This is a genomic window from Janthinobacterium sp. P210005 (assembly GCF_036231865.1).
GTDB classification, from domain to species: Bacteria; Pseudomonadota; Gammaproteobacteria; order Burkholderiales; family Burkholderiaceae_D; genus Janthinobacterium; species Janthinobacterium kumbetense.
Map to the genome: position 1 here is coordinate 1,037,069 of NZ_JAZARC010000001.1, position 24,785 is coordinate 1,061,853.

Here is a 24,785-nt window from a genome sequence, read left to right on the forward strand (position 1 = left end):
GGAGATACCATGCCGACACACGTCTCCCCGCCGCTGCTGCCGATGCAATGGAGCAGCGCCTATGTTTCCTACTGGACGCCGATGCAGGCGGATGACCAGGTCACGTCCGGCTATTGCTGGTTCGACTATGCGCGCAATATCTGCCGCATCGACGGCCTGTTCAACCCCTGGTCGGAAAAGGAACATGGACACCTGCTGTGGATGTCGGAAATCGGCGACGCCAGGCGCGAACAAAGCCGCAAGCAGAAAGTGGCCTACGCAAGGCAGGCGGAGGCGGCTGGCGAACAGCTGCAGGGCACGGCGCTGGCCGATGAGGTGACCCCGTTCCATGAGCTGTTCCTGCCGCAGGCGGTGCTGCTGGACGGCGGCGCCCGTCACGACGGCCGCCACACCGTGCTGGGCCGGGAGGCGGACGCCTGGGTAGTGGAGCGAACAGGCAAGCCGTCATCGGTCTTTTACCTGGAGGCCGGCGGCAACCGCCTGCTGCGCATGGTCACGGGCAACGACCCGCAGCACCTTTCGGTACGCGACTTCCCAAACCTGTTTGTCGGCGATATTCCGGACAGCGTCTTTACGTCTTGCAACACCTGACCACGGCGTGGCGCGCGCAAGGGCCGCATGCGGTCGGGAGGCGCGCCACGCCTGGCGAGTGTTTTAGTTATTACTTTCGAAGGATATTGCTATGCCGCTGGTTGTTTACATTCTGGGGTTGACGATCTTTTCGTTGACGACATCCGAATTCATGGTGGCGGGCATGATGCCGTCGCTGGCCCTGGCCATGGACGAACCGGTGACGCGGATCGGCTATCTGATCTCGCTCTATGCCATGGGCATGGTCATCGGCGGACCGCTGAGCACCATCGTCCTGCTCAAGCTGCGCGTGCCGAACAAGAAGGGACTGCTGTGGCTGCTGTGCTTTTATGTCCTTGCCCAATCCGTCGCCGCGTCCGCCACCAGCTATGACATCCTGGCCATCGCGCGGGTAGTCACGGGCGTGGCCGCCGCCACCTGCTTTGGCCTGTCCCTGGCGATCTGTGCCGACATCGTCGCGCCCAACGCGCGCGGACGAGCCGCCGCCGTCGTGATCGGCGGCCTCATGCTCGCTTCCGTGGTGGGCGTGCCCGTCGCCACGCTCATCGACCAGCACCTGGGATGGCGCGCCAGCTTCTGGCTGGTGGTGGTGCTGGCGCTCTTGTGCCTGGCGCTCATCACCGTGCTGGTGCCGCGCGCCAAGCCGTCCGAGGTCGTCAGCCTCGGCAATGAACTGGGGGAATTTCGCAACCGCCACCTGTGGGCAGCGTATGCCAGCAGCGGCCTCATCATCGGAGCGATTTTCGCGGCGTTCAGCTACTTCGCGGCCATCCTGACGGAAATTACCGGCTTTCCAGCCTCCGCTATCCCCTGGCTGCTGGGCGTCTACGGCGTCGCCAACGTGGTGGGCAATGCCGTGGTCGGCCGCTATGCGGACCGCTACACCACCGTCATCATGGTCTGGGGCATGGTCATCCTGGGCATCAGCCTGGCGCTGTTCGCCGTCTTTGCGCACGACAAGACCATCAGCGTCGCCTTGCTGGTCGTCACAGGCCTGGTCGGCATGTCGATGAATCCCGCCATCATCGCCCGCGTGATGAAGACCGCCCACCCTGGGCCGCTGGTCAACACGGTGCACACTTCCGTCATCAACATTGGCCTGGGCGCCGGTTCCTGGCTCGGCGGCCTCGGCATCGCCGCCGGCTACGGCCTGCGCTCCCCGCTGTGGGTCGGCGTCGCGCTGGCCGTGCTTGGCCTCCTCAGCTTGCTGCCTTACCTCGGGCACAGGTCGCGCGATTCGGTGCTGTCGCATTAGCGGCTGGCGGCGCGGTTGGCATTGCCAACCGCCCGCTACCTTAATGGCGGCAGGGTCCTGTCCAATGACCATTTACAAAAAATTATTAACTTCCTCCTGCGTCAGGATAGTTGTCGCGTCACCTGATTTACCGTAGCATTGGCAAATTCTTCCTTCCAGCCAATATGGAAAATCCATAAAAGGAAAATGTCCTTCAAGGTCAGCCGACCCTGATTACGCGTAGCATGCTGATACCCCGCGACTGAAATCGCCGACCAGAACACAATTCTTGCGAAAAATAATGCGAAAAACTCATTCCATAATTCTTTCTATCATTTTGGCCGGCTTGGCCATGCCTGCATTGTCGGCGGATCAGCCACTATCCCTGCCAGACCGCTTGGCCGCCCTTCGCACGACGATCGCAATCGATCATGGAAAGATGGTTGGTTCCGGCGCGGCAACATTGATAGATGCAGGTCGGGAGAGCCAATTCGTACTCATCGGCGAGGACCATGGCATTGCAGAAATTGCGAATTTTTCGGCGGCGTATTTTGAAGAATTGGCAAGTCAAGGATTTACGACACTGATTGTCGAAAATGGGCCGGCTGTTGCTGATGCTTTGGCAAAGACGTTGAAGGCCAATACTGGCGTTGCTGGCATAGCAGCATTTAATAAGGCCTATCCGGTCGCTACTGCTTTCTACAATTGGCAAGCTGAGGCGCAATTCCTGGCCCGTTTCGCTAAAGCTGCAGGACCATCGTTCCAATTAGTGGGAATGGATCAGGAACTCATGGGCGCTTCGAAATATTTGCTCGACCAAATGGCCGGGCAACCGCTTGGTCCTTTGGCGAAATCAAAAATCGAGGCCTTCCGCAAGCTTGAAAACGATGACTATAGCCGGGCGTCGGCGAGCGGAGACCCGCGTGATCTTTTCATGTTGAAAGTCAAAGAAGAGGAATTATTCGCCTTACAGAAGCTGCTCACGGCCCCCAAGGACATGCCCGCCTTGGCGATGTTAAATTCGTTGATCGAAAGCCGCAGCATTTATAGCAAAAACATCACTCCGGGACAGGGATATGCATCCAATACACAGCGTGCCAAACTAATGAAGCGGAATGTGGCCAGCCATTTGACGCTTGCGCCTGCACAGCGAATGTTGTTGAAAGCCGGTGCAGTTCATGTATTCCGAGGTTATAACCCGCTGAGTGCCGGCAGCCGGGAGATCGGCAATTATTTGGCTGAATATGCGGAAGGCCGCGGGCAAAAATCGCTGCACGTCTTGGTGCTGGCGTCCAAAGGCCAGCAGGCGCAATTTGCTGGAATTGGACGCGCATCGGTCTCGACAGAAATCGAAAAAACCGATATCAAGTCCGCCATGGCGGGCGTATTGCCCTTCTTCGCCGCAGCGAACGAGCATAAGGAATGGTCATTGTTCGATGTGCGCCCCTTGCTGGGATCGGCGAAAACCCTAGCGAATGGAAACAGCAGTGTCCAAGGCATGATTCAGGGCTACGATTTTGTACTGGTCATTCCCGATGGGAGCGCAACGTCGGACCTGTGATAATGTCGCCATCGGTCATCGGGCAAGCGCTGCCGATCTTTCATCATCATGGTTCGGTCTGAACCAAGACGACCCCACCAAAGGCGATCCAGGTCACTCGCGCCAATGGGAAAGACAACAGGGATAGGCATGCCCAATTCCATTGGATCCTCGTGAAGCTGTTTAGGCTGCGCCGTTGCTCGCGTGATTTGACCGCCTCGGTCTTGAACCAGGCTGCGAGGTGAAAAGCATACGGGTCGATGGCGCTGGCCGATTAGCGCTCCGCATAGGCGGGCCCGGTTATCTCCGGGCGCAGATAGCGCCGGACGGTATTGCGCGAAATGCCGAGGCGCTTCGCCATTTCCCTCAATGAGACCTGGTCGCGAAGATGCCAGCGCCTAATAATTCCTAGTAATGCCACGTCAATCACTCCGATCTGAGCGTCGTTCCCTAGCCATCAAGCAACTGAGCAGGCCGATGTTCAACATTAAATCACTTCGCTCGCCGCCCGAGATCTCCTCCGCATCGAACTTAGGGGGATGACCAGCAAATACCAATTCGCAACGGATCGCACGGTGATGATGCCGTTCGCCGACCAATTTTATGCGCTGGCAGGACAGGTCCATCCAGTTTAAAAGCTGAAATGCCATGCCGGGAAAATATCACCCACCGATCAACAACGTGACAGAACCATCGTGATGACACCTTTGAAGCCGCTGCGTTACTGGCTACTGCTGCTCCTGTGACGGTGATCAATCCGTGTCATGCAAGGGATTTCGCCAAGGGACTGGGTTTGTTGGACAAAACGGAACAGGTCGGCAGCTGGGCGTTGCCGCGCCAGCGCAGTGGACTCGGCGGCGAGCACCTTGGCCTGCCAGCGGCGCGAGAAACCTCGCCGGGACTGGTTAATGCCGCCGAGCACATTCTGCCCGGTTTCCCGGGCGCAATGATCCAGGGCCTGGCGCAGCATCGTATCGATATTGGTCAGGGAAACCTGATACTCGTCCGCAACCTCCTGGCGTGTTTTTTCTTCGATCCTCAGGGCGACCAGCACGGAACGGTGCCGGTACGGCATGCGCTGCATCGCGCGCTCGACCTCGGCCAGGTCGGAGCGGGCCAGCGCAATCAGGTCCGGGCCGGGCGCTGGATCCGTCAGATGCTCGATTGCCGCGGCATCGTCGTATTGCGCGGACCGCCTGCCACGCAGCTCGTCCATCGCGACATTGCACGCCACCCGGTAGACATAGGCGTTCGGGTTTTGCACGAAGACAGGGGCGCTGGCTTCCGCCAGCCGCAGCCAGGCGTCATGCAGGCAATCGCTGGCCAAATCGGGACAACCGAGATTGCGCAGCAACCGGCGGTGCAGGCGGGCATAGTTCGCCGCCAGGAAATCGCGCAGCACGATGCCTGGGGCATGCTCGCCGAAGGACTCTGCTGCGAGCGCATCGGCAATATTGGAGGCCTCCAGGCCATCCAGGGTACTCGGGTTCATGACATCTACCTCGGTGTTCGGCTGCAAGAATGGGGGAGCGGCCCCGCCTGTTCCCTGCACAGGGCAGGAAACAGGCGGGCACGCGCTACATGCCGCTGGACTGGCGCTCCTGCTGCAGCTGGCGCAGTTGCTCCGGGCTCAGGCGCGCAAGCTGCTTGGCGTCAAAATCCCGCCCCACGCCAAGGAACTGCACGGGATTGGCAGGATCGTAGGGAACGCCGCGAGCGGACTGCAAGCCGGCCCGCGGTGGCGGCGGCGGTGCTTCCGCCTCCCCCTCCATCGGCTCGTTGCCAAAGCCGAGCAGGCGCACCGTGAAAATCGACGGCAGGTTCTGGCGCGTCGTCGCGCGTTCGCGCTGCAGCACGTCCTGCGCGGCGGCCGTCGCTTGCGACGCTGCCGCACTGGCATTGCTCAATGCGCCGACATTTACCGCCGCAAGGGCCGGCATGCCCGTCGACTCGCCCTTGACGGCGATATTGGCCGCGTTGACCACTTGCAGGGCCGCCAGGTTCACATTGCCCGACACCCGGATGCCCGCTTCGCCCGCGTCGATGGTGCCCAGGGGCGCGATCAGGTCGATATCGCCGGCCGGCACTTCGGGAATCGGCGCCAGCGTCGCAATCCCCGCACCGGTGCTCGGCACGTCCGATGACAGCGTGACGTTGCCCCACTGGTCATACACACGCTTGGGAGGCGTGTAGACCACGGTGGTCTTCGAACCCCGGCCGGCATTGATGTCGCCCTCGGCCGACCAGCTCATGATGCCGCCGCCGAACGTGGTCATGATGCGGCTCTGGCCCAGCAGGATGCTGCCGAGCGAGTAGATCGCGATGTCGCCCGCGCCCTGGGTCAATACGCCCGACTCGGACGGCGGCGCCTCGCCCTCGATGCCGTAGACCTGGCGGCCGCCCGGCGTCATGAGCTCGATATTGCCACCGAACAAGGTACGTACGAAGCCGCTGCGCGGCGTGGCGCCGGCCCTCCCGCGGAACATCGTGATGTCGCCGCTGTAGTTGATCGGCGTTCCGTCCGCCCTCCCCTTTGGAAACAGCGCCGCGATGGCATTGCGCCCGCGCAGGTAGCTGCCGAAGCGCGCGCCGTCCGCGTCGTTGTACTCGCGCCCGCCTGCCTTGAGTTCGGCGAAATACACCTGGCGCGCAAAGATGCGTTGCTGCGTCGCCGGCAGCGCGTCGAAGAAAGCCTGCGCCTCGCCGGCCGTGCCGGTGAAGCCCAGGCCGTGGGCCGGTTCGGCCAGCCAGGTGGCCAGCTCGGCTTCGTAGGTCTTGACGACCTTGCCCGGCTGCTCAGCCAGCGGCATGCCAGCCTGGGCGCGCTTGCCTTCGCCGAGGTAACGCGCCAGGAAGCCCTTGTAGTCGGGGCCGTTCACGCCTACGCCGGCCAGCATCGAGATGCTCGCGCCGGGCCGGCTGTCGCCCGGCACCACAGGCCCCAGGCTGGTCACGCCCGCGCGGTCTTCCATCTGGATGTGGCGCCCTGCGGTGATCTCCAGCGTGCCGGGACCCGCCACGTTAAAACTGCTGTAGACGATGTCGCGACCGGCCGAGACTACCGACACGTCGGTCGGGGCGCTGTGCGCGAACAGGTTGCCCGAGCTTTCATAGCGCGCACCCAGGCCTGCGTCAGTGGGCAGGGCCTGACCGATAGGCGTGCCGCTGCCGACGATGTCGCGCCCGGCCATCATCCACACCGGCTGCCCGGCCTCGTAATAAGTCTGGCCAGCGCGTGTCGGGTCGTTGGACGAAAAGACGTTGATGCGGCCCGTGGCCACACCCACGAGGTCGCCGTGCAGGGCATAGAAGCGCGCCGGTTCGCTGCCATGTTTGCCGCCTGCCGAAACAGTGTTGGCGCCCAGTGCGAACAATGGCCTGCCATTTTCGATGAGGTTGCCGGCCTCGGCGAGATTGCTCACAACTGTGCCGTTCGCCAGCGTGCCCCGGAAAGCCGGATGGAAGGGCGTGGCCATGGCACTCTCGGCTGCGCCCGAGGGGCTCACGGTGTAGCCGCCGCCATGGATCGAATCGCTGGCAAGAAACTCCAGCAGGCTGTTGGCCGATGGCGCCAGCACCAGCGCGCCGGTCGCCTCTGTCGTCCTGTCCGTGGCCATGCTGCCATAGTAGAGGCTGCCGCTGGCCGCAACCGCGCTCAGGATCGACGGGTAGACGTTCGCCATGTCGGTCGGGAGTGCGCCAAGGTTGGCCATCTGCGGCGTCAGGTCGCCGCCGGCCGAGAACAGGCGGATGGCGGTGTTCGGCGTCCACAGCGTGAACCAGCTGTCGCCGCTGCCCTTGGCCGCGCCGACGTTGAAGGGCGTGGCCTTCGGCAGCACGGCACGGCCCGCGTCGTTGGCGTCCGTCACGACCAGGTCGCCGCGCGTGTTCAGCTGATAGCTCGCATCGCCCGGCACCAGCAGCATGCCGCCCTGCGCCACCGCGCGCCCGGCCGAGAACGGATCAATGGCCTGCGGGTCGCGTTCGGACAGCTGGCCGGTGTACTGCGCGTAGCGCAGCGACTGGGTGCCCATCGCGCCGGCTTGCATCTGCACGTCGCCGCGCAGGTTGACGACGGCGCCATTCAGCACGGCGTTGGTCTGGATGTCGTTCAAGGGATCGAGCGCCAAGGGATTGAGTGCGCCGCCGACGCGCAGGCTCAGATCGCCCCCGCCGGTGAGCGCCAGGCTGCCATCGGCCAGCACGCGGCCGGTGCCGCCCACGGCCAGCACAAGGCCGTCGCTGCGCAGGTTGTCCGTGCCGGTGCGCACGGCCGCACCCCGCTGGGACACAAGGCCTGCGTCGCCGCCCACGTCCACGCGCAGGTCGCCGCCGCCCAGCGTGCCGTAACCGGTGAAACCCAGCAGCGTGTCGATCGTGCCGCGCGTGGCGTAGCTGCCAAAGTTGATCCACCAGGCCGCAGCCTGATCATTGCCTCCCCCGAGCGTGCTGCCGCTGCCCTGGCGCCACAGCCAGTTGGCGGTGTCGTTGGTCGTCACGCCCTTATCTGCCGGGTTGGGGCGGCCGATGCCGGTCGAGGCGATGGCCTGCCCCGCCTCGCCGGTCAGGTTGCCGCCGGCCTGCAGCGTGAGGTTGCCGCCGCCGGCCGGGTACCAGGCGCGCGCCAGGCTCTCGGCCCCGCCATCGACGAACTTCTCGTAGCCCTTGTTCTTGTCGCTCAGCACCGTGCCGCTGCTGCCCACCACGCGCGGCAGGTTATACGGGTCGCCGGCCTGCGTGGCCTGCGACGAGGCGCCGGCCGTATAGACGCCGTAGAGCGAGTTCATGCCCAGGTTGCCGGCCGCGCGCAGGTCAAGGTCGGCGGCGCCGGTGCGCAGCACGCTGAAGCGGGTGCTGCCGGGCAGGTATTCGTAGTAGATGTTCACGGGCAGCGAGACGCAATAACTGGAACTTCCCTTACATAGCGCCTCAGCCGTCTTGAACGAGCCTCCGGTCAACCGCGCGACATCGGCATCGAGTATCGGCGTATCCGCAAGCGCAGGATCCTTGAATCTCCGAGCTGCGGACGCCGACCAATTGAACGCGTAGACGGGCGTGCAATAGGACCCGTTCGCCCCGCACAGCGCCGCAGCGGTCTGGTATCTGCCGCCCATGAGTTGGCGGGCGACCTCGTCGGTGATTTCTACGCCTGCCTTCAAACCCAGATCGGCAGCCGCGAGCGATGTCCATGCAAACGCGCCTTTGAACGGCAGCGCCTTGGCGAACAGGCCGTAGTGGGTGTCGGCCATGCGCAGGCCGCCCGCTGCGGGGTTCTGCTGCAGCGTGCGCGGGTCGGCCGCACCGAGGTCGGCGCCGCCCGCCAGTTGCAGCGACCACGACTGCGAGCCTTCCGGCAGCATCGCGGCCACGCCCCACAGCCGGCCCGCGCCGCCAGGACGAAGCTCGACCGACTTGGCGTCGCCCGGCAACCTGATGTCGGTCGAAGAAGGCAGCAGCGCCCCCACGGGCAAGGTCGTGTCGCCATGCATCAGGTACTTCACGCCCACGGCCGGCAGCGCGACGCCCTTGGGCCAGACCAGCGCGTCCAGCATGGTGGCGCCCGGCAGGCGCGTGCCCGCGTCCAGGCGCGTGCCTTGTGGCAGCGTTACGGTTTCGCCGGCGATGCTGCCGGCCGCGTGAATAATCTGGCCCGAGGCATCGCGCACGTTGGCAGCGAGCACGGTCCCGGCGGGCAGCAGCATCTCAGCCGTCAATTCGCTGGACACGGGGATCAGCGTGCCGGCGGCAAAGTCACTCGACTGGATCGGCAAGTCAAAATTGAGCGCGTTGCCGCCTTCGAACGCCGTGCCATCGGCCAGCACGACGCCGGCACGCGGGATCACCGTGTCGGCGCCGAAGAAATTATTTCCCGAAAGCAATAACCAGCCTTTGTCGTCCTGCGTGGCGGGCGGAGGCGCGAAGCCGTCGTTGATGCTGCCATAGATATCGAGGTTGCCGGCCGCGCGAATGCGCAAGGTGCCGACTTCGCCCGAGCCATAGACGCCGGTCTTTGGCGTGTGCGGGTTGACGCTGGCGTAGCGGTAGCCTGACAGGTCCAGGTCGCCCGACACGACGATGTCGCCACCCGGGTTGATCAGCGCATTGCTTGCGATCTCGATGCCGGGACGCAGATGGAAGGCGTCGGCATAGGCCGGGTTGCGCAGGCCGGCAAGCTTGCCGGTCATGAGGCTGGCGCGCGCCAGTGCGGCATTGATGAAATCGTTGTTGTCGTCGTGCTTGTCCTTCAGCCAGGTCTGGGTGATCTCCTGGTAAGGTCGTCCGCTGGCAGCCGGCGTGCTGACCAGCGGGGCGTCGTCGTAGCGTTGCATGGCGTTGACCGCGATGGAGCGAGCGCCGCGGATGTCGAGCGCACCGCGCGCGTCGATGGCGATGTCGCCGTGGACCGCCGCACCGGCCGCCCCGTTGATGCCCGGCAAGCCGTTGGCGCCGATGCGCGGCGCCGAGAGTTCGAGCGTGCCGCGTGCGCGGCCGTCGTTCTGCCCCGGCTGCGTGCCCAGGGTCGCGGCTGTGCCGTGGCGCAGGTCGACGCGTGCGCCGTCGGCCAGCGTCAGCACGCCAGCCTGCGTACTCAGGTCGACGATAGCGCGGTTGGGCGAATCGATGATCTTGCCGTAGCTATCCACGCGCAGCAGCGTGCCGTGCGCATCGAGCACGGCCGAGCCCGCCACCGTCAGGGCGTTCTTCGCCGCGAGGTAGATGCGGCCCGCGCGCTCGCCGCTGGCGTCGACGGTGCCGTTGACCGTCAGGCTGCCGTTGTCGACCGACACGTTGACCTCGCCGGCCTTCAAGCCGTCGCCGATGGCGAGGTCGCCCTGCTTGAGCTGGAAGGTGCGCGTGCCGGACACGCCGCCTTCGTTGAGCCGCTGGTTGAGGGCTGCGAACTGGCTGTCGGGCGCTGCGCCATCACCGAGATGCTGTGCGCGCACTTCCACGCCGCCAGCCAGGTAGGGCACGAGCGTGCCACCCGCGTCGTAGCGCCCCGTGCTGCCGCCGCGGATCGCGCCCTGCAGGTCGACCACGCCGGCCTGGTCGCCCAGCGCCAGCGCCTTGAGCGTGCCGGCGCGGTTGTTCCGCGCCGACACGTCGATCACCGAGCCAGCGGCCTGGCGCACATTGCCGGCCAGGCTTTCGAACGTGACGTCGCCACCCCAGCTGTACTTGGACACGTCGTTGAACTCGATCTTGCGGCCGGCCAGGTCGAGCTGCGCGCGCCCGGTCAGCGTGAGGTCCTTGTCGGCGGTGATCACCAGCTTGCCAGTGGGTAGTGCCAGCATGGTGTCGATGATCACGTCGCCGCCCGCAAGGCGCAGTTCCGCGCCGAGTGCGGCATCGGCGACCGGTGTGGTCAGAGGCACGGAAGCGCTCACGCGCAGGTCGCCGCCCGCTGTGATGCGGTTGACCGAGCCCGCCGCGCCTGTCACCAGCGGCGCGTCGATGCTGAGGTTGCCGCCGCTGTAGGCATAACCCTTGCCGGCTTCATACGCGCCTTGCGACTGGTAGACCGAGAGGCTGCCCTTGTTGTTGGCGGTGATCCGCTCGCCGGCCTTGAGCCGCACGTCAGCGAAGCCCAGCGCCAGACGCGCGTCATCGCTGGTGCCCGCGGCTTGCGTGCCTGGGCCATAGCCAAATTCGATGGTCCCGGCCTCGATGGCCAGCGTGCCGCTGCCGGTGCCGGCGCCGCCCGTGACTACGGCGCCGGGCGCCACGGTCGATCCGGTCCAGATCAGGTGGCCGGTGCGGATGGTCGCCACATCGCCGGCCGCACCCGCGCCGTAGATGGCGGGCGTGCCCAGCACCAGGCGCGCGAGCGTGGATTTGCCGGTGGCCGGGTCGATGGTGTCGAGCGAGGCGCTGCCGAAGAATCGCAGGCCGCCGCTGGCGTTGAGTTGCAACGTCTCGAGCGCCGGGGCGCCGTACCGCGTGTCGCCGCGCAGCAGGCGGTCGAGCAAGCTCTGGTTCAACACCAGGCCGGACGGTAACGTGTTGCGCGCGGCCGCGTCGGCCAGCGCCACGCTGTCGCCGACGTTGATGCCCTGCACCGCCAGCGTGAGGTTGCGCGTGCCGTAGCGCACCGTGTCGTCGAGTACGAAACGGTCGGGCGTGGACAGCGCAATGGTGCCCTGGGAATACAGCTCGGTCTGGCCCGCGCAGGGCGAGACGGTGCATGTGCCGATCTGCAGGCTGCGGTTCCCCAGCAAGTCCACGCTCGGCAGACCCGGCAGCATGCTGAGCACGCCGTTGGACACGGCCACCAGATTGCCGGCCGTACCCGCGTAGAAAAATCCATCGGCCGAGTCATAGGCCGCGCGGCCCTTGCCCAGTGTGTTGACTCCCGCGCCCTGCTCGATCACGAGGTGGCTCGCGTTATCGGTGTTGGTGGCATCGGCCAGCAGGAACACCTCGGGAGCCGACAGCACCGCGCCCTGGCGCAAGGTGAGTCCGTTCGTCCCTGGGTTGAACCTCACAATATTGCCGCCCGAGCCGTATTCCACATACTGCAGACCGCCGAGCATGAGCCGCGATGCGCCCATCGCATTGAGCGCATCAGCGTTCAGCGTCACGCCCTCGAAGCCGGCGGTAGCCTTCGCACCGCCGCGCACGACCTCGATCTGGCTTTCAGGCCCCCCATATCCCGCAAAAACAGCCACCGCGCCGCCGTAGCCGCCCTTGGCCGCGTCGAAGCGGCCGATACCCTCGAAATGGAAAGCGTCGGCGTCGGCGCCGGTGTTCGGCATGAGGGCCAGCAGCAGCGTGCGCGCGTCCGCGGGTGCCATCGCGCGCGGCACGCCGATGCGCGCGGCGTCGCTGACGATGAACTGGTTGAACGAGGTCTCGTTGTACTGCGAGTAGGTACGCAGCACCTCGGCCGGTGTAAGGATCGCCTGGCGGAACAGCGTATCGCCGATGGCGGTATTGGCGATGCCGAGCCGCGCGGCGGCCGACCACGAGCCGTTGCGCATCGCGCTGCCGGGCTGCGCCGCGCCCTGGCCGGTGCTGTCGTTGAGCTCGACGCGAAAGGCACCAGGCATCAGGGCATAAGTGGAAGGCATCAGCGTGTAAGTGCCCGCAGGCAAGCCCGGCACGCCGGCACCCAGCGTGATCTGCTGGCCGATCAGCGGGTCGACCGCGCCACGTTCGCCGCCCGCCGGGGCGACCGGGGCTTGCACGCCGGGCACGACGGCATACACCGGGTTGCCCGCGAGACCGGGCAGGCTGAAGCTGCCATCGACCGCAGTGCGCACCAGCGGGTGGTAGCGCGCATCGGTCGAGCCGCCGCGGCCACCGATAAAGCCAAAGCCCTTGAGTTCGCCGCCGCCCGAGAGATCCAGTACCGCGCCGGGCTGCACATTGACGCTCACCCCGCCCAGCGTGAGGCCGACCGTCAGCGCCTGTCCGCGCGAGTCGGCGCCGCCCACGCCGATCAACTCCACCTTCGTGCCGTCGTAGAGGTAGTTGATGCCGTCAACCGTGCCGCCATAAGGCATCAGCAGGCCGTTGCCACTGACCGAGGTCAGGCTCCCAGGCAGGAAGTCGACCCGCGTGGTGTTTGCGTCGCCGATGCGCAGGCTGCCCAGCGGCACGCGCAGCACGCCGCCCTGCTCGATGGTCGCGGCGCCGAGCGTCAGGCCGCCAAAGGCCGCATAGGGCACCGCCGGCGCGGCTTGCCCCTTGCCTTCGATGCGCAGCACGCGATCCGGTGCATAAGTGCCGTCGGGCAACACACCCGCCTGGATCGAGGCCGAGACGCCGATGGCCGGGTAGATTTGCGCAGCCCGCAGTGTGAGGTCGCCTGGGGTGGCCAGGCTGGTCGTCGGCACGCCGTTGGTCAAGGCCGGCACGTCGGACAGAAAGCGCAAGTCGCCGTCGCTTTGCAGCGTGGTCTGGCCGAAGCCGCGCCGCTCCACCCTGATGCTGCCCGGGTTCTCTGGCGTGTCGCTGTCGGACGATATCGGTATATCGCCGTTGACACCAGACATTCGAACCGACGAGCGCACGTCGATGAGGCCGGCATGCACCGCCAGATGCGCCTCGGAGGGTAGCCAGTCGCCTGTGCCGATGACGCCGAAGCGACCTCGGGTCACGTCCACCCCCAAGCTCTGCGTGATGCCGGCCAGCCGCACGTAGGGTGCTTCCAGCGTAATGTGCGCGTCGTTGCGCGCGTTGTCGGCCAGCATCAGCGCGCCGTAGGTCGACAGGCTCTCGCCGAGCCGCAGGCTGGCGTTGTCTTCCAGGCTGATGCCGCCCGCGCTGAGCAGCGCGAGCTTATCGAAGCCGCCCCGTGTGACGGTGTCGACGCCCAGCCGGCCGTGGCCATAGACCAGCGCCGCATCGGCCGCACCGGGGGCCAGTCCGGCCGGCAGGTCCGACGGCCCCTGCAGCCCGCCGATCACCAGGTCGCGGTAGTTGCGCACCGCGTTCTCGGCCAGCGTGTACTGCGCCGGGCCGGAACTCGTGCGCACTTCGGGCGATTCCAGCGCGACTTGCAGCGTGCCGCCGGCGGCGCCCGCGCCGCCCGAGCGGGCCCGCAGTTCGCCGTCCAGGTAGAAGCCGTTGTTCGAGGCCAGCGCGATATGCCCGCCGCGGCTCGCCACCGCGACCGGGCCGGCAGCGCCCATGTCGAGCACGGCGGCGGTACCCGAGGCATCGAGCACGGCCCCCTCGCGCACGACGATGAAACCGTTGGCGGCCGTGGCCGAACCGTCGCTTTCCTTGATCTCGCCGCCGATCACGATGCTGCCACCGTCGCGCACGATGCCGTAGCGCCGGCCGTGCGCATCGAGCGCGGTCGCGGGCGTGGCGGACACGTCGATCACCGCCTGCTCGCCGAGCCAGATCGAGCGGCTGTGCGCCCCATCCACGGCATGCTCCTGCTCCATGCGCGTGAGGTCGAGGTTCTTCAACGAAATGCTGCCGCCGTGCGCCTGCAGCCGGCCTTGCAGCGTGAGCTGGCCGACGCTGCGCACGTCGATGGCCTGGCCGGGATCGACCGTGATCTGCGCATCCCGACCGATGACCGCAGCCACCGTCGGCAGGTCGGCTGCCAGGGTCTGCACCGTGCCCGCCTGCAGGCTCAGGCTCGCACCGGCACGCTGCGTGAGCACGCCCTTGGCGGCATCCTCGGTGTAGAGCAGCGGCGTCCAGGCTTGCAGTGCTTTGCCCAAAACGGCGGTGCTCGCGACATTCCTGGCTTCGGGCGTTACGCGCAGCACCGGCATCGTCACCTCAACCTGCGTGCCGTCGGTCACCGTGACGCCGCGGTCGCCGATGAGTGCATAGCGGCTGAAGCCCTTGTCGAAGAAGTTGCCTGAGAGGAGCAATGTGCCTGGCTCGGCCGAAGTGTCTGCCCCCCCTCGACCGTCCGTGACGAGCATGCGCCCGGTCTGCAAGCTCAGCGTGCCGCCACCCGAGGTGCCCCAGCCGCGCAGCGCGCCATCGGTCGCCAGCACGCCCTCGCCACCGCCGGTCTGCGCATTCGCCTGCAGCCGGACGTCGCCGCCCTTGCCGCCTCGCTGCGAGGTGCCGTTGGCCAGCAAGGCCGCACCCGAGGACACGTCGATGACGCTGCCCTGGGCCAGCAGCACGTCTCCGCTGCTGCGGATCGATACGCTGCCGCCGTTGCGCCACGCCATGCTGCCGGTATCGGCAGGATCGAGCCACAGATTGCTCCACAGGCCGCGCGTGTCCAGTGCCACGCCCCGGGCCACCGCCACGCCCGCGCGCACGCCTTCGGGCGTGGTGGTCTGCGTGGTGTCATCGAGGCGGTTGGTGCTGGCTTGCGCGAGCGTGTCGCCCAGGCGGATGCTGCCGCCGTGCGTCGTGAGGTCCGCGTTCACACCGACTTTCGGGCCGTAGAGCGCGATGTCGCCGCCATTGCCCAGCGTCAGCGCCGAGTCCACCGTGATCGAGTTCTCGGCCGCAATGCGCACTGCACCCAGCGAGAAGCCGTTGAGCAACGTGGTGTCGAGGGTCAACGTGTCCTGGCGCGCGGCTGGCAACGCCGCCGTGAGGTCGAGCCCGGCTGCGATGCGTTCGGCCGTGTCGCTCAGCACCACGTTCTTCACGCCAGCGGTGTCGAGCCGGCGGTGCATCAGGCCGGTATTCTTGTCGTAGAGGGTGCCGTAGGTGCCGACCACCAGCTGCCCGCCGCGCGCCACCGCCATCTGCGACTGGCCATACCCGTCAAGTCCGGCCTGCGCCGCCTGCGTCTGGCCGCTTCCCCGGAAGGTGTCCCCCGCGATGTCGCCCTCGAGCACCGCGTTCTTCGTCCCGACCACCAGCACGCCCGCATCGCGGCCCACCGTGTAGCCGCTTTCCAGCCTGCGCTGCTGTCCGATCAGCGGGTTGTAGTAATAGCCGGTCGCCTTCTCGCCCCAGCGTTCGTGCTTGTCTTCGTAGCCCTTGTAGACGCCCGTGTAGCGCTGGTCGCCCGGGGCCTTGTTCACTTCGTACAGCCGCCCATCGGCCCCTTTGAGCCAGGTCTGATTGATGAAACCGCTCTGCACATTGACCGTGCCGCCCGAGAGGTTGATGCTGGAGCCGGCCTGCGTGACCACATCGTTGCCGCCGAAGCTCACCGTGCCGCCCTGCGCCATCCATTCGCCCACGGTGTGGCCCGCGGTGCCAAGATAGCCGCCGACCTCCAGCAGGCCGCCCGCCGTGTACCAGCGCTCGGTGGCGTAGCCGTTCGTGCCCTTGGGTACGAACACCAGGCTGCGGCGGTCGATCCACATGTCGTTGCTGTTGAGGGTCTTGCCATCCCGGTTGACCGGCGCATCGCGCTGTTCATTGCCCTGGACGTTGACCTTGACGTTGTTCGATTCCATGGCCAGGTTCACGCCCACGGCGCCGGAAACGTCGATCCGCGCGCGCTCACGCACCAGGCTGCGCTGGGCTGCATCGATGACGATCTGACCGCCGGTGGCCAAGGTCAGGGAGTCGCTCTGGAAGTCGGCCGTGCCGCTGCTGCTGATCTCGATGCGGGACTGGTCGCGGCGATCAGTGATGGCCACGATGTTCTCGGGAGTGCTGATTGCAGGTCCTCGCAGGCTGTCGCGCTGGCTGTCCAGGGCCGTCTTGCCGTCGTCCTCGATCACCACGGCAGTGGCGGCACCCTGGCCGAGGGCGACCTTGCCATCCGCGCCGATAGCGTTGAGGTGCACGGTGCCGCGGGTGTTGACGCTGGTGGTGGCGAGTACGACACCGTTTTGCTGGACGTCACGCCCAACCATGGTCACGTCGCCCTCGCGGGCCTGGATCAGGCCGGTGTTGCTCACCTTGCCCGACAGGCTGTCGGTGTTGAACTGCGGCGTGATCTCGTTGCCGCGCGTGGTCGACGCCTGGTTGCCATCGGTGCCGACACCCTTCTTGATGATGAAGTTGTCGCCGGCCGCAAGCGCGGTCTGGCCTTTTTGCGTGACGATGTCTCCCCCGTTGTACACCTCCTTGCCGAGCAGCAAGACATAGCCGCCCCCTTCGGTGGAAGTCTTCGGGGCCAGCGTGGCGATCCGGGCGCCGGCCTGGATCTCTACCTTGCCCTGGGCATTGCTAAAGCTGGGCTGGCTGGCATTGGCCGTGTAGATGCCGCTGGTCTTGAACTGGCCGTCGTCGATCTGGGCGGCGGCGACGACGAGGTTGCGCGTATTGACCTGGCTGCTGCCATGGAAGACGATGCCGTTGCGGTTGACAATGAGCACCGTGCCATCGGCCTTGATCTGGCCCTGGATTTGCGAGGGGCGCGCATTCGGATCGTTGACGCGGTTGAGGACGGCCCACTCCTTTTGCTGCCTGAATTCGACCGTCGTATTGCGACCGACATTGAACGTCTCCCAGTTCAGGATAGCCTTGTCGGCCGTCTGTTCGATGGCGACGTTGCTGCGGCCGTCGACCTGGGTAAGCGTCGGGGCATTGGCGTTGTGCCAGCCTGCGCTCAGCGAATCGGTATCGATTTTCAAGCCACCCACGGTCATGCCGTCGGGAATGGATGCCCCGTTCGCTGCCGCCAGGCGGGCGGCGGCCTGGGCCGACTGCTGCGCCGCGATGCCGCGCGCGGCCAGATTCAGGTTGCTGATGGAGCGCTGCAGTTGCTCGTTGGCCTTCTGCTGCTGTCCAAGCGGGCTCGTCAGGTTGGATGCGGGCAAGCCGTTGGGTAGCCGGCCCGTTTGCGACGCCGTGTCCCGGACCGCGCCCTTGTCGGCAAACCATGCCGGACTGAACGCGCGCTGCGCATGGGCCGGCACCGTCACCGCGCCGGCGGCCAGCGTCAGCGCGATGGCCCGCGCCAGCGGCGCCAGCCTGAATACCCGATCCTGTTTGCGTATCGTTTGATTTTCCCTGCCACTGCGCCCGCGTGTGTTCATGTAAGTATCCGCCTGGTCATTGAGTCGATGCCGTCCGGCTGCCCGTCTCGCCCCGGCCAGCCACATTCATGAAGGCCTTCCCCATCGCAGCCGAGTAGCGCCGGCGACAGGAAGAGCCCCTATGCAAGGGTGACGAACCGCACCACGCAAATACCGCAAACTTTTTTGAAACTTTTTTGAAACCTCTGCATAAAGAGCAAAATACGGCGCACAACGCCGGGCGACACGCGCGCCAACGTGCCGGGACTTGCCGTGCAACACGATGGAGCGCGCCGTTCAGCTCAAGAGCAGCAATCCCGCCGGCAGCGACCGTGCCTGCAGCTGAAACGATTCCTGCAACTGCCACAGCGCCAGGTCCAGCGAGGCCGTGAAGAAACGCCCGCTGACGGGCTTGTTGCGCACGGCATCGTTCATCAGCACCACGCGGCCGGCGCGGTAACGATTGATTTCGTCGAGCACGTCGGCCAGAGGGGCCTGGTTAAACACCAGCATCCCCTGGCGCCAGGCAGACACTGTTTTCGGGTCGATGCCGGCGATGTCGCCCAGCGAACTGGCGCCATAAACCAATTGCTGGCGCGCATGCAGCTGACGCGCGCCGGCCGGATGCTCCACGCGGACGGCGCCCTCGATACAGGTGACGCAAACCTTGCCATCGAGGTGGCGCACTTCGACCCGTCCGGATTCGAGCAGGCTGCGGCCAACGCCGGCCACGACGGCAAAGGCCGGCCCCGCCTCCCTCAAATCGATGGACGCCTCGCCCGTGAGCAAGTCCAGGCCAACCAGCCTGCCGCCATCGGTCTGGCGGCGTATGCTGGTGCGCGTATTGAGGATGACGTCGACACTCTGGGACAGCGCCAGCGTGCGCTGTTCGCCGGGGGCGGTGCGCTCGTCTGCAGCCCACTCGTCCGGCCCCGGCCACAAGCCCAGGGGCGGATGGACCACGGCCACGCAGGCCACGGCCGCCGCGCCGATGGCAGCGCCGAGAAAAGCCCGCCGGCCGCCGGGCGCAAGCAGGGGACGGCGCGCGCGTGCCGGCACGGCCTCCGGCCTGGCGCGCAGCAACTCGCGGGCCGGAGTCTCTAGCGCATCCCAGCGCCGCTTCACGTCGTTGTACGCGGCCTGGTGCGAGGGACTGGACTTGACCCAGCGCCGGAACCGTTGCGCATCCACTTCGCGCGCGTCTCCCGAGGTGAGCAGGCGCAACCAGTTCCACGCCTGGGCTTCCAGGTCGGCGGACGAAGCGGCGCGGCTGTCCTTGGGCGACGGCATCTTCATCGTGTCAGGTCCAGCGGCCAGGCCGGGCCGCAAAGCAGGAAACCTGCGGGCTGCTGCGTGCTGCATGCATATGTTTTTTGCTCTCTCATACTTGATGACGAATGGTGCCCCGGAAAACCCGCATTATTTATGCTCCGCCACCAGATAAGTGTCCAGGCGCTCATGGACGCGCTTCAATTCGTATTCGACCGTCCGCAACGACACGCCCAGCCGCTGGGCCGCCTCTTTTTGCGTCACGCCTTCCGCATGCACGAGCAGCGCGACGGCCCGGCGGCGCTCGGGCATGCGGTCGAGCAGCTGCAACAGGGCATCCAGGTCCGAGCGTATCTCGGCCGTGCGCGCCGGTCCGGGGGCCGGGTCCACCAGTTCCTCCAGCAATGCATCGATATTATCTCCGGACAGCAGGCGGCTATGCCGGCGCTGCACGTCCACCGCGATATTGACCGCCATCCGGGACAGGTAGGCACCGGGGTTCTGGACGGGCCCAAGGTCTTCGCCGCCCTTGAGGCGCAGCCAGGTGTCGTGCAGCGCATCGCCGGCATCTTCAGCATTGCCCAGCTTGCGCGTCAGGCGCTGCTTGATGGTGGCGTAGTGCTTGCCCAGGTAGTTCAGCAGGAAAAGCTGCGTGCCTTCGGACATGGCTAGCCCTCCCCCTGCTGCTGGCCGCACTGCGGCCCCACTCCAGGGGCGCTGGGCGCAACCATCATGGTCAGAGGCTGGCGCGCGATTGCCGCAGGTGGCAGGCGGCCGACGCGCACGCCACGCACCGCGTGCAGCAACGCGGCATCGCGACGGGGATCGCCACTGCTGCCGAGCAGGCGTGCGCCGCCGATGCGGCCATCCGTTTCCAGGTAAAACCGCAGCAAGGACGTGTAGTTGCCCGGCCGGGTACGCGCATCCGAGCACAGCGCGTGCCAGATACGCATCTGCACCAGTCCGGCATAGCCATCCTCGCTGAAAAACTCCGCCATGCCATTGCGCGGCAAGGTGGATGCCGGTGCTGCGGATGCCACGGCGGCCTCTTTCAGAATGAAGGTCTGGCCCAGGCCAGAACTGCGCCTGTCAGCAACCAGTCCGGTACCTTCGAGCAGGATGCGCAATGCCGCTTCGGCCGAATAATGGCCATATACTGCCGTGGAGATACGGGCATGCACGATATCACTGGAAAACAATGCAGGCTGTCCGGTGATGTCCGCATATTGGTTCAGCGCCGCATTGAGCGGCTGCGCCGGGATACTGAAAGCAAGGAGAGAAATAGCCGCATCCGAAACGGGATTGACACGTGCAGCACCTGTAGGCGGCAAATCGGGAGGCGCACCATGGGCGTTCCCTGTTAATCCGATAAACCCACTCAGTACCCAAAAGAGCGCCAGCCCGTTGCAGCTCAAGCCGCCGACGTACATACGCACCCCTGTCGATCCCGCCACCGCGCATTGCCGCGAGCGTCGTCAAGCCAGCAGCAGTGCTGCATGGGGCATGGCAGGATGACGGATCGAGTCGGCAAGGTAGCTGCACCATTCTGAAATGGTGCATAGTGGCATTCAAATGTGACGGTGTTGTTACATCAACACTGAATCGCCATGAGTTGCTATCGGTAGCTTAGACTATTCTGATCCACAGGTCTTGAAAGAGGAAAAACCGGTGGATCGTGTTGGTAGCCTGAGTGTCCTGACAGACGCCAGGTGTACGATCTCATAGCTGCCTGGTTCAAAGACGAGATCGGATCTGCCCTACCCCTGGCGATCCCTTGGCACGTTGCAAGACAGTGCCGTCAATCAATAAGCGAGAAAGATAATCATGTTGGATAAGAAATGGTGGCATAACGCCGTCGTGTATCAGATCTACCCACGTAGTTTTCAAGACAGCAATCACGATGGGGTCGGTGATCTGGCCGGCATCATTGGCAGACTGGACTACCTGCAACATCTGGGAATCAACCTGATCTGGCTGTCGCCAGTGTACCGGTCGCCGATGGACGATAACGGCTATGACATCTCCGACTATCAGGATATCGCCGCCGAATTCGGCACATTGGCCGAGATGGAGCAGTTGATCGCAGAGGCGGCCAGGCGCGACATCCGTATTTTGATGGATCTTGTGGTCAACCACACCTCTGACGAGCATGCTTGGTTCGTCGAGGCGAAGAAATCCAAGGATAGCCCCTACCGTGACTACTACATCTGGCGCAATGCAGGCGCCGATGGCTCCCCGCCCGACCAGCAACGTTCGTATTTTGGCGGGAGTGCATGGGAATACGACGCCGCCAGCGGTGAATATTACTTCCATCTGTTCTCGAAACGACAGCCGGACCTGAACTGGGAAAATCCCCAGGTGCAGGAAGCGGTGCATCGCATGATGAACTGGTGGTTGGACAAGGGCATCGGCGGCTTCCGCATGGATGTGATCGATCTCATCGGCAAACAGGTCGACCAGCAGATCATCGCCAACGGCGCACAACTGCACCCGCTGCTGCTGCAAATGCACCAAGCGACCTTGGCGGCACGCGATGTATTGTCGGTGGGCGAGACGTGGAGCACCACCCCGGAGACCGCCAAGCTGTATTCCGACCCGGCGCGTCAGGAGCTGTCGATGGTCTTCCAGTTTGAGCACATCACCATGACCCACGATACCAAGGAGGGGAAATGGAAGCCGCGGCCGTTCGATCTGATCGAATTCAAGCAGATCATCGGTAAGTGGCAGACCGAGCTGGCCGATGCCGGCTGGAATTCGCTGTTCTGGAATAACCACGACCTGCCGCGCGCCGTATCCAAATACGGCGACCCCGGCCGTTACCGGGTCGAGTCGGCCAAGATGCTGGCCACCGCGCTACATTTTCTCAAGGGTACCCCCTACGTCTATCAAGGCGAGGAAATAGGCATGACGAATGTACGTTTCGATTCCATCGACGACTATCGCGACATCGAATCGCTCAACCTCTACCACGAACGCACGGCCGCCGGTGTGCCACCGGAGACGATGATGGCCGGTATCCACGCCAACGGGCGGGACAATGCACGCACCCCAATGCAGTGGAACAGCACACACAACGCCGGCTTCAGTACTGGCACGCCATGGCTCAAGCTGAATCCCAACTACCCAGAGATCAACGTCGCGGCCGCACTGGAACAACCCGATTCGGTCTTCTTCCACTACCAGAAGCTGATCGAACTGCGCAAGCACTGGGACGTCATGGTTTACGGAAAATACCTGCCGTTACTGGAGCAGCACCCGCAGGTATTCGCCTACCGGCGCAGCTTGGGAAGCCAACATCTGGTTGTCGTCAACAATTTCTCCGGCGAACACGTCGAACTGGATCTGCCGGCAACGCTGCACGGCATTGCCGGGCAAGGCTTGATCAGCAACTATGCCCAGCGTGACAGCTGGACCGACCACCTCAGCCTGCAGCCATACGAATCGTTTGCTATCGCTTACGTGTGTGAGGCGGGGCGCGAGTAAAGCGTTGTTGTGCAATCACGTCGAGTCGCCCGAACGCCTGGGTAAATGGCGCTGGGTGGTTGAGCGTACACTGGGCTGATTGCACCGCTTCCGCCGATTACGCGTCCGCTACGAACGCCGTGCCGATATCCGCCAGGCGCTTCTCTCGCTTGCCTGCATACTCATCTGCTGGAGATACATTCAGCGGTTTTGTTAGGCGTCCTTAGTGTACGAACTTGTTGCTTTGAAAGCAAGGAAGAGGATTGTCAGGCGTTCTAAGCCAGCTTGATGTGAAAACGGCCGCAGGAAGCGGCCGTAACGTTGAGGCTGGGCAGTGGATTAGAAATCCCATTGCCCCAAGTTTGCCCCAAGCTCGTATTCAGACAAGATGTAACATCCTAAATCATTGAATACAAACGAAAATTTTGGTGGGAAGTGCAAGTTTCGAACTTGCGACCCCTGCAGTGTGAATGCCATTGAAAGCGCCATTTTGCAGGGTTCTCACAGGGAGTGTTTCGTCATGACTATCAAGAGAAGTCGCTAAATTGCACCAAATTACACAGGAAATTACACAGGGCTGAAATGCTCAAAAGCAAGGGAGTTACATCGACCTGCAATTCCAGATATGACTATTGGGCGAAACAAGGAAGGGTATGCCAGCACTGGCTGGCACCACGACTATACCGACACGAGGATGGGGGTGCGGGAGATCCTGCCTTAATTGCCGAAAAAACCAAATGAACAGCCTCCCCCAAGCATGCCCCTCCATCCCCGATATGCCGCGAGATAAATGTAATATTTCCAACAAACCGCTGGCTGCGGTGTAATCTGTACATATAGGCAGTATGCAAACATCCACAATCTGGGAGGATATATGCCTTGCATTGATCATGAATACAAGAATTGTCCCGCTTATATTGAATTGGCCGACGGTAAGTATTGCACAGTACCGGGATGCCAACGTCAAAAGGCCATCACCCAAACCTCCAAAGCCTTGTTCGAGCACCTGAACAATGATTTGGAGGATGTTGTCATTCCAGGCAAGACAGGCGGTAGACAGGGCACGATCTAAGAGGGCACGGACGTCGACAGTACCATGCTCGTTAAAAGTTGCACCGAGACATCAAAATCTAGTGCAGCTACTTGGTTATAACTCTCGGCAACTCCAGCTCGCTGCGTAGCGAGGCGCTCTATTTTCTGAAAGCATAGCCCACCGCCGCGTCAGGTCTGCCGAACCCAGACGCACCGTATTACGGCAATTACGTTTGCTTGTGATATCCAGCGCGGCAATTGCCAAACCGGAGCGCACTCTTCCCCACTCGTCTCCGCCACCAGAGAACCGTCCAACCAACTTAGGCACTGATCAGGATCAAGGCTCATCGCCATGCGCTTTTCGTCATCGGGGTTGTGGAAGCGCTGCATCAGCGTGTGCCCGTCAGCGTTGATCGTCAGCATCGAGAACGACAGCAAATGATCAGCTGGTCGGTGCTCCTATATCCCGGCAATGGCCACCGGGCCGCCGTCCGCGCGCTCGATGCGCCAGCGCACAGGCTTGCCAGTTTCGTAGTTGGGTTCGAAGAAGTTGGCAGCTGGGATGATGCAAAACTGCTTGCGCTTCCAGGTGCTGCGGAAGGATGGCTTACTGGCCGCCGTCTCCGTGCGCGCGTTGTAGGTCTGGCGGGCCAGCTTGTGGTCTGCCCAGTGGGGCACCATGCCGAACATGGCCGGGGCGACTTCCAGTTGGCCAAGTGCATCATGAGAGCCCCGCAGGATGGGCGCCATGTAGCCAGGCCATGCCTCCGAAGGTAGGTCGAGCAGAGGGTATCCAGCCCAAAAGCTTTCTTCGATCTCTTCCTTACGGCTTGGGGTGTAGTCAGCGCACATGCACTTACTTTAATTCATTTCCGATATCTTCGCGAAATAACCGTCCCCACCTCGGCCAAAGGTGCCTTACAAATTCCGCCGAATCTAACATTGGCGATCCGCAGATCACTTGACAAAAGTTGCTTTTCGTGAAATAATTCATGCATAAGTTGAATTATTTATCTAACCAAATTGGCACCAATGGCAGTGTCTAGTTGGTCGAAGTTTAGTAGTGTATTGTCGGTTATTTCAGGCCTGGTCACGGTTCTTTTGTGGATTTATCAACAGGTGCTAGGAGCAAATATGCCACAGTTTCTATTTGTATTATGGTGCGGAGCGGTCCTGCGGGTTTGTCTTAGCCAAAAATACTCGAAAGCTTCTCCCAAATTCACTGTCGCCCAATAGTACCGCCGGGGGTTTAATTGCCCCAACCCGCACCATTTTCAAAATGCTTCCGCTTTACGGAAGC

Annotated in this window: 11 protein-coding genes and 2 pseudogenes; 5 read left to right on the top strand and 8 right to left on the bottom strand. The window is 63.9% G+C overall.

The features are described 5' to 3' along the window. Positions 1-9: 9 nt before the first annotated feature. The 3 genes from vioE (at position 10) to VPH40_RS04580 (ending at position 3,386) form a co-directional block, all read left to right on the top strand. A complete protein-coding gene (gene vioE / locus VPH40_RS04570; protein WP_328572809.1) occupies positions 10-591 on the top strand; it encodes a violacein biosynthesis enzyme VioE in 582 nt (193 codons plus the stop codon). 91 nt (positions 592-682) lie between these two features. Beyond that, on the top strand, positions 683-1,846 hold the full coding sequence (locus VPH40_RS04575; protein ID WP_328572810.1) for an MFS transporter: 1,164 nt from the start codon (positions 683-685) through the stop codon (positions 1,844-1,846). 331 nt (positions 1,847-2,177) lie between these two features. Then, complete coding sequence (locus VPH40_RS04580; protein ID WP_328572811.1) at positions 2,178-3,386, top strand: hypothetical protein; 1,209 nt, start codon at positions 2,178-2,180, stop codon at positions 3,384-3,386. Positions 3,387-3,517: 131 nt separating this feature from the next. On the opposite strand, the pseudogene VPH40_RS04585 reads toward VPH40_RS04580, so the two are convergent. From VPH40_RS04585 to VPH40_RS04610, 6 genes and pseudogenes are all read right to left on the bottom strand, one after another. Beyond that, a pseudogene (locus tag VPH40_RS04585) lies at positions 3,518-3,795 on the bottom strand (IS21 family transposase); the annotation flags it as partial. Positions 3,796-4,086: 291 nt separating this feature from the next. Further along, complete coding sequence (locus VPH40_RS04590; RefSeq protein ID WP_328572812.1) at positions 4,087-4,857, bottom strand: RNA polymerase sigma factor; 771 nt, start codon at positions 4,855-4,857, stop codon at positions 4,087-4,089. 85 nt (positions 4,858-4,942) lie between these two features. Then, on the bottom strand, positions 4,943-17,743 hold the full coding sequence (locus VPH40_RS04595) for a filamentous haemagglutinin family protein (RefSeq protein WP_328572813.1): 12,801 nt from the start codon (positions 17,741-17,743) through the stop codon (positions 4,943-4,945). Positions 17,744-18,019: 276 nt separating this feature from the next. Then, complete coding sequence (locus tag VPH40_RS04600; protein ID WP_328572814.1) at positions 18,020-19,018, bottom strand: FecR family protein; 999 nt, start codon at positions 19,016-19,018, stop codon at positions 18,020-18,022. Positions 19,019-19,141: 123 nt separating this feature from the next. Further along, positions 19,142-19,657, bottom strand: a complete 516-nt coding sequence (locus tag VPH40_RS04605; RefSeq protein ID WP_328572815.1) for an RNA polymerase sigma factor — start codon at positions 19,655-19,657, stop codon at positions 19,142-19,144. 2 nt (positions 19,658-19,659) lie between these two features. After that, on the bottom strand, positions 19,660-20,421 hold the full coding sequence (locus tag VPH40_RS04610) for a TonB C-terminal domain-containing protein (protein ID WP_328572816.1): 762 nt from the start codon (positions 20,419-20,421) through the stop codon (positions 19,660-19,662). Between the two features lie 394 nt (positions 20,422-20,815). On the opposite strand from VPH40_RS04610, the gene VPH40_RS04615 reads away from it, so the two are divergent. Together VPH40_RS04615 and VPH40_RS04620 are read left to right on the top strand one after the other, a co-directional pair. Next, positions 20,816-22,474 (top strand): glycoside hydrolase family 13 protein, encoded by a 1,659-nt coding sequence (locus VPH40_RS04615; RefSeq protein WP_328572817.1) that lies wholly within the window; start codon positions 20,816-20,818, stop codon positions 22,472-22,474. Between the two features lie 31 nt (positions 22,475-22,505). Further along, a pseudogene (locus VPH40_RS04620) lies at positions 22,506-22,670 on the top strand (transposase); the annotation flags it as partial. Positions 22,671-23,600: 930 nt separating this feature from the next. On the opposite strand, the gene VPH40_RS27910 reads toward VPH40_RS04620, so the two are convergent. Continuing rightward, positions 23,601-23,813 carry a DUF4113 domain-containing protein gene (locus VPH40_RS27910; RefSeq protein ID WP_442906614.1) on the bottom strand — a complete coding sequence of 71 codons (213 nt, stop codon included), beginning with the start codon at positions 23,811-23,813 and terminating at the stop codon, positions 23,601-23,603. Positions 23,814-23,944: 131 nt separating this feature from the next. After that, positions 23,945-24,337, bottom strand: coding sequence for an SOS response-associated peptidase family protein (locus tag VPH40_RS04625; RefSeq protein WP_328572818.1), 393 nt, complete (start codon positions 24,335-24,337; stop codon positions 23,945-23,947). Positions 24,338-24,785: the final 448 nt, after the last annotated feature.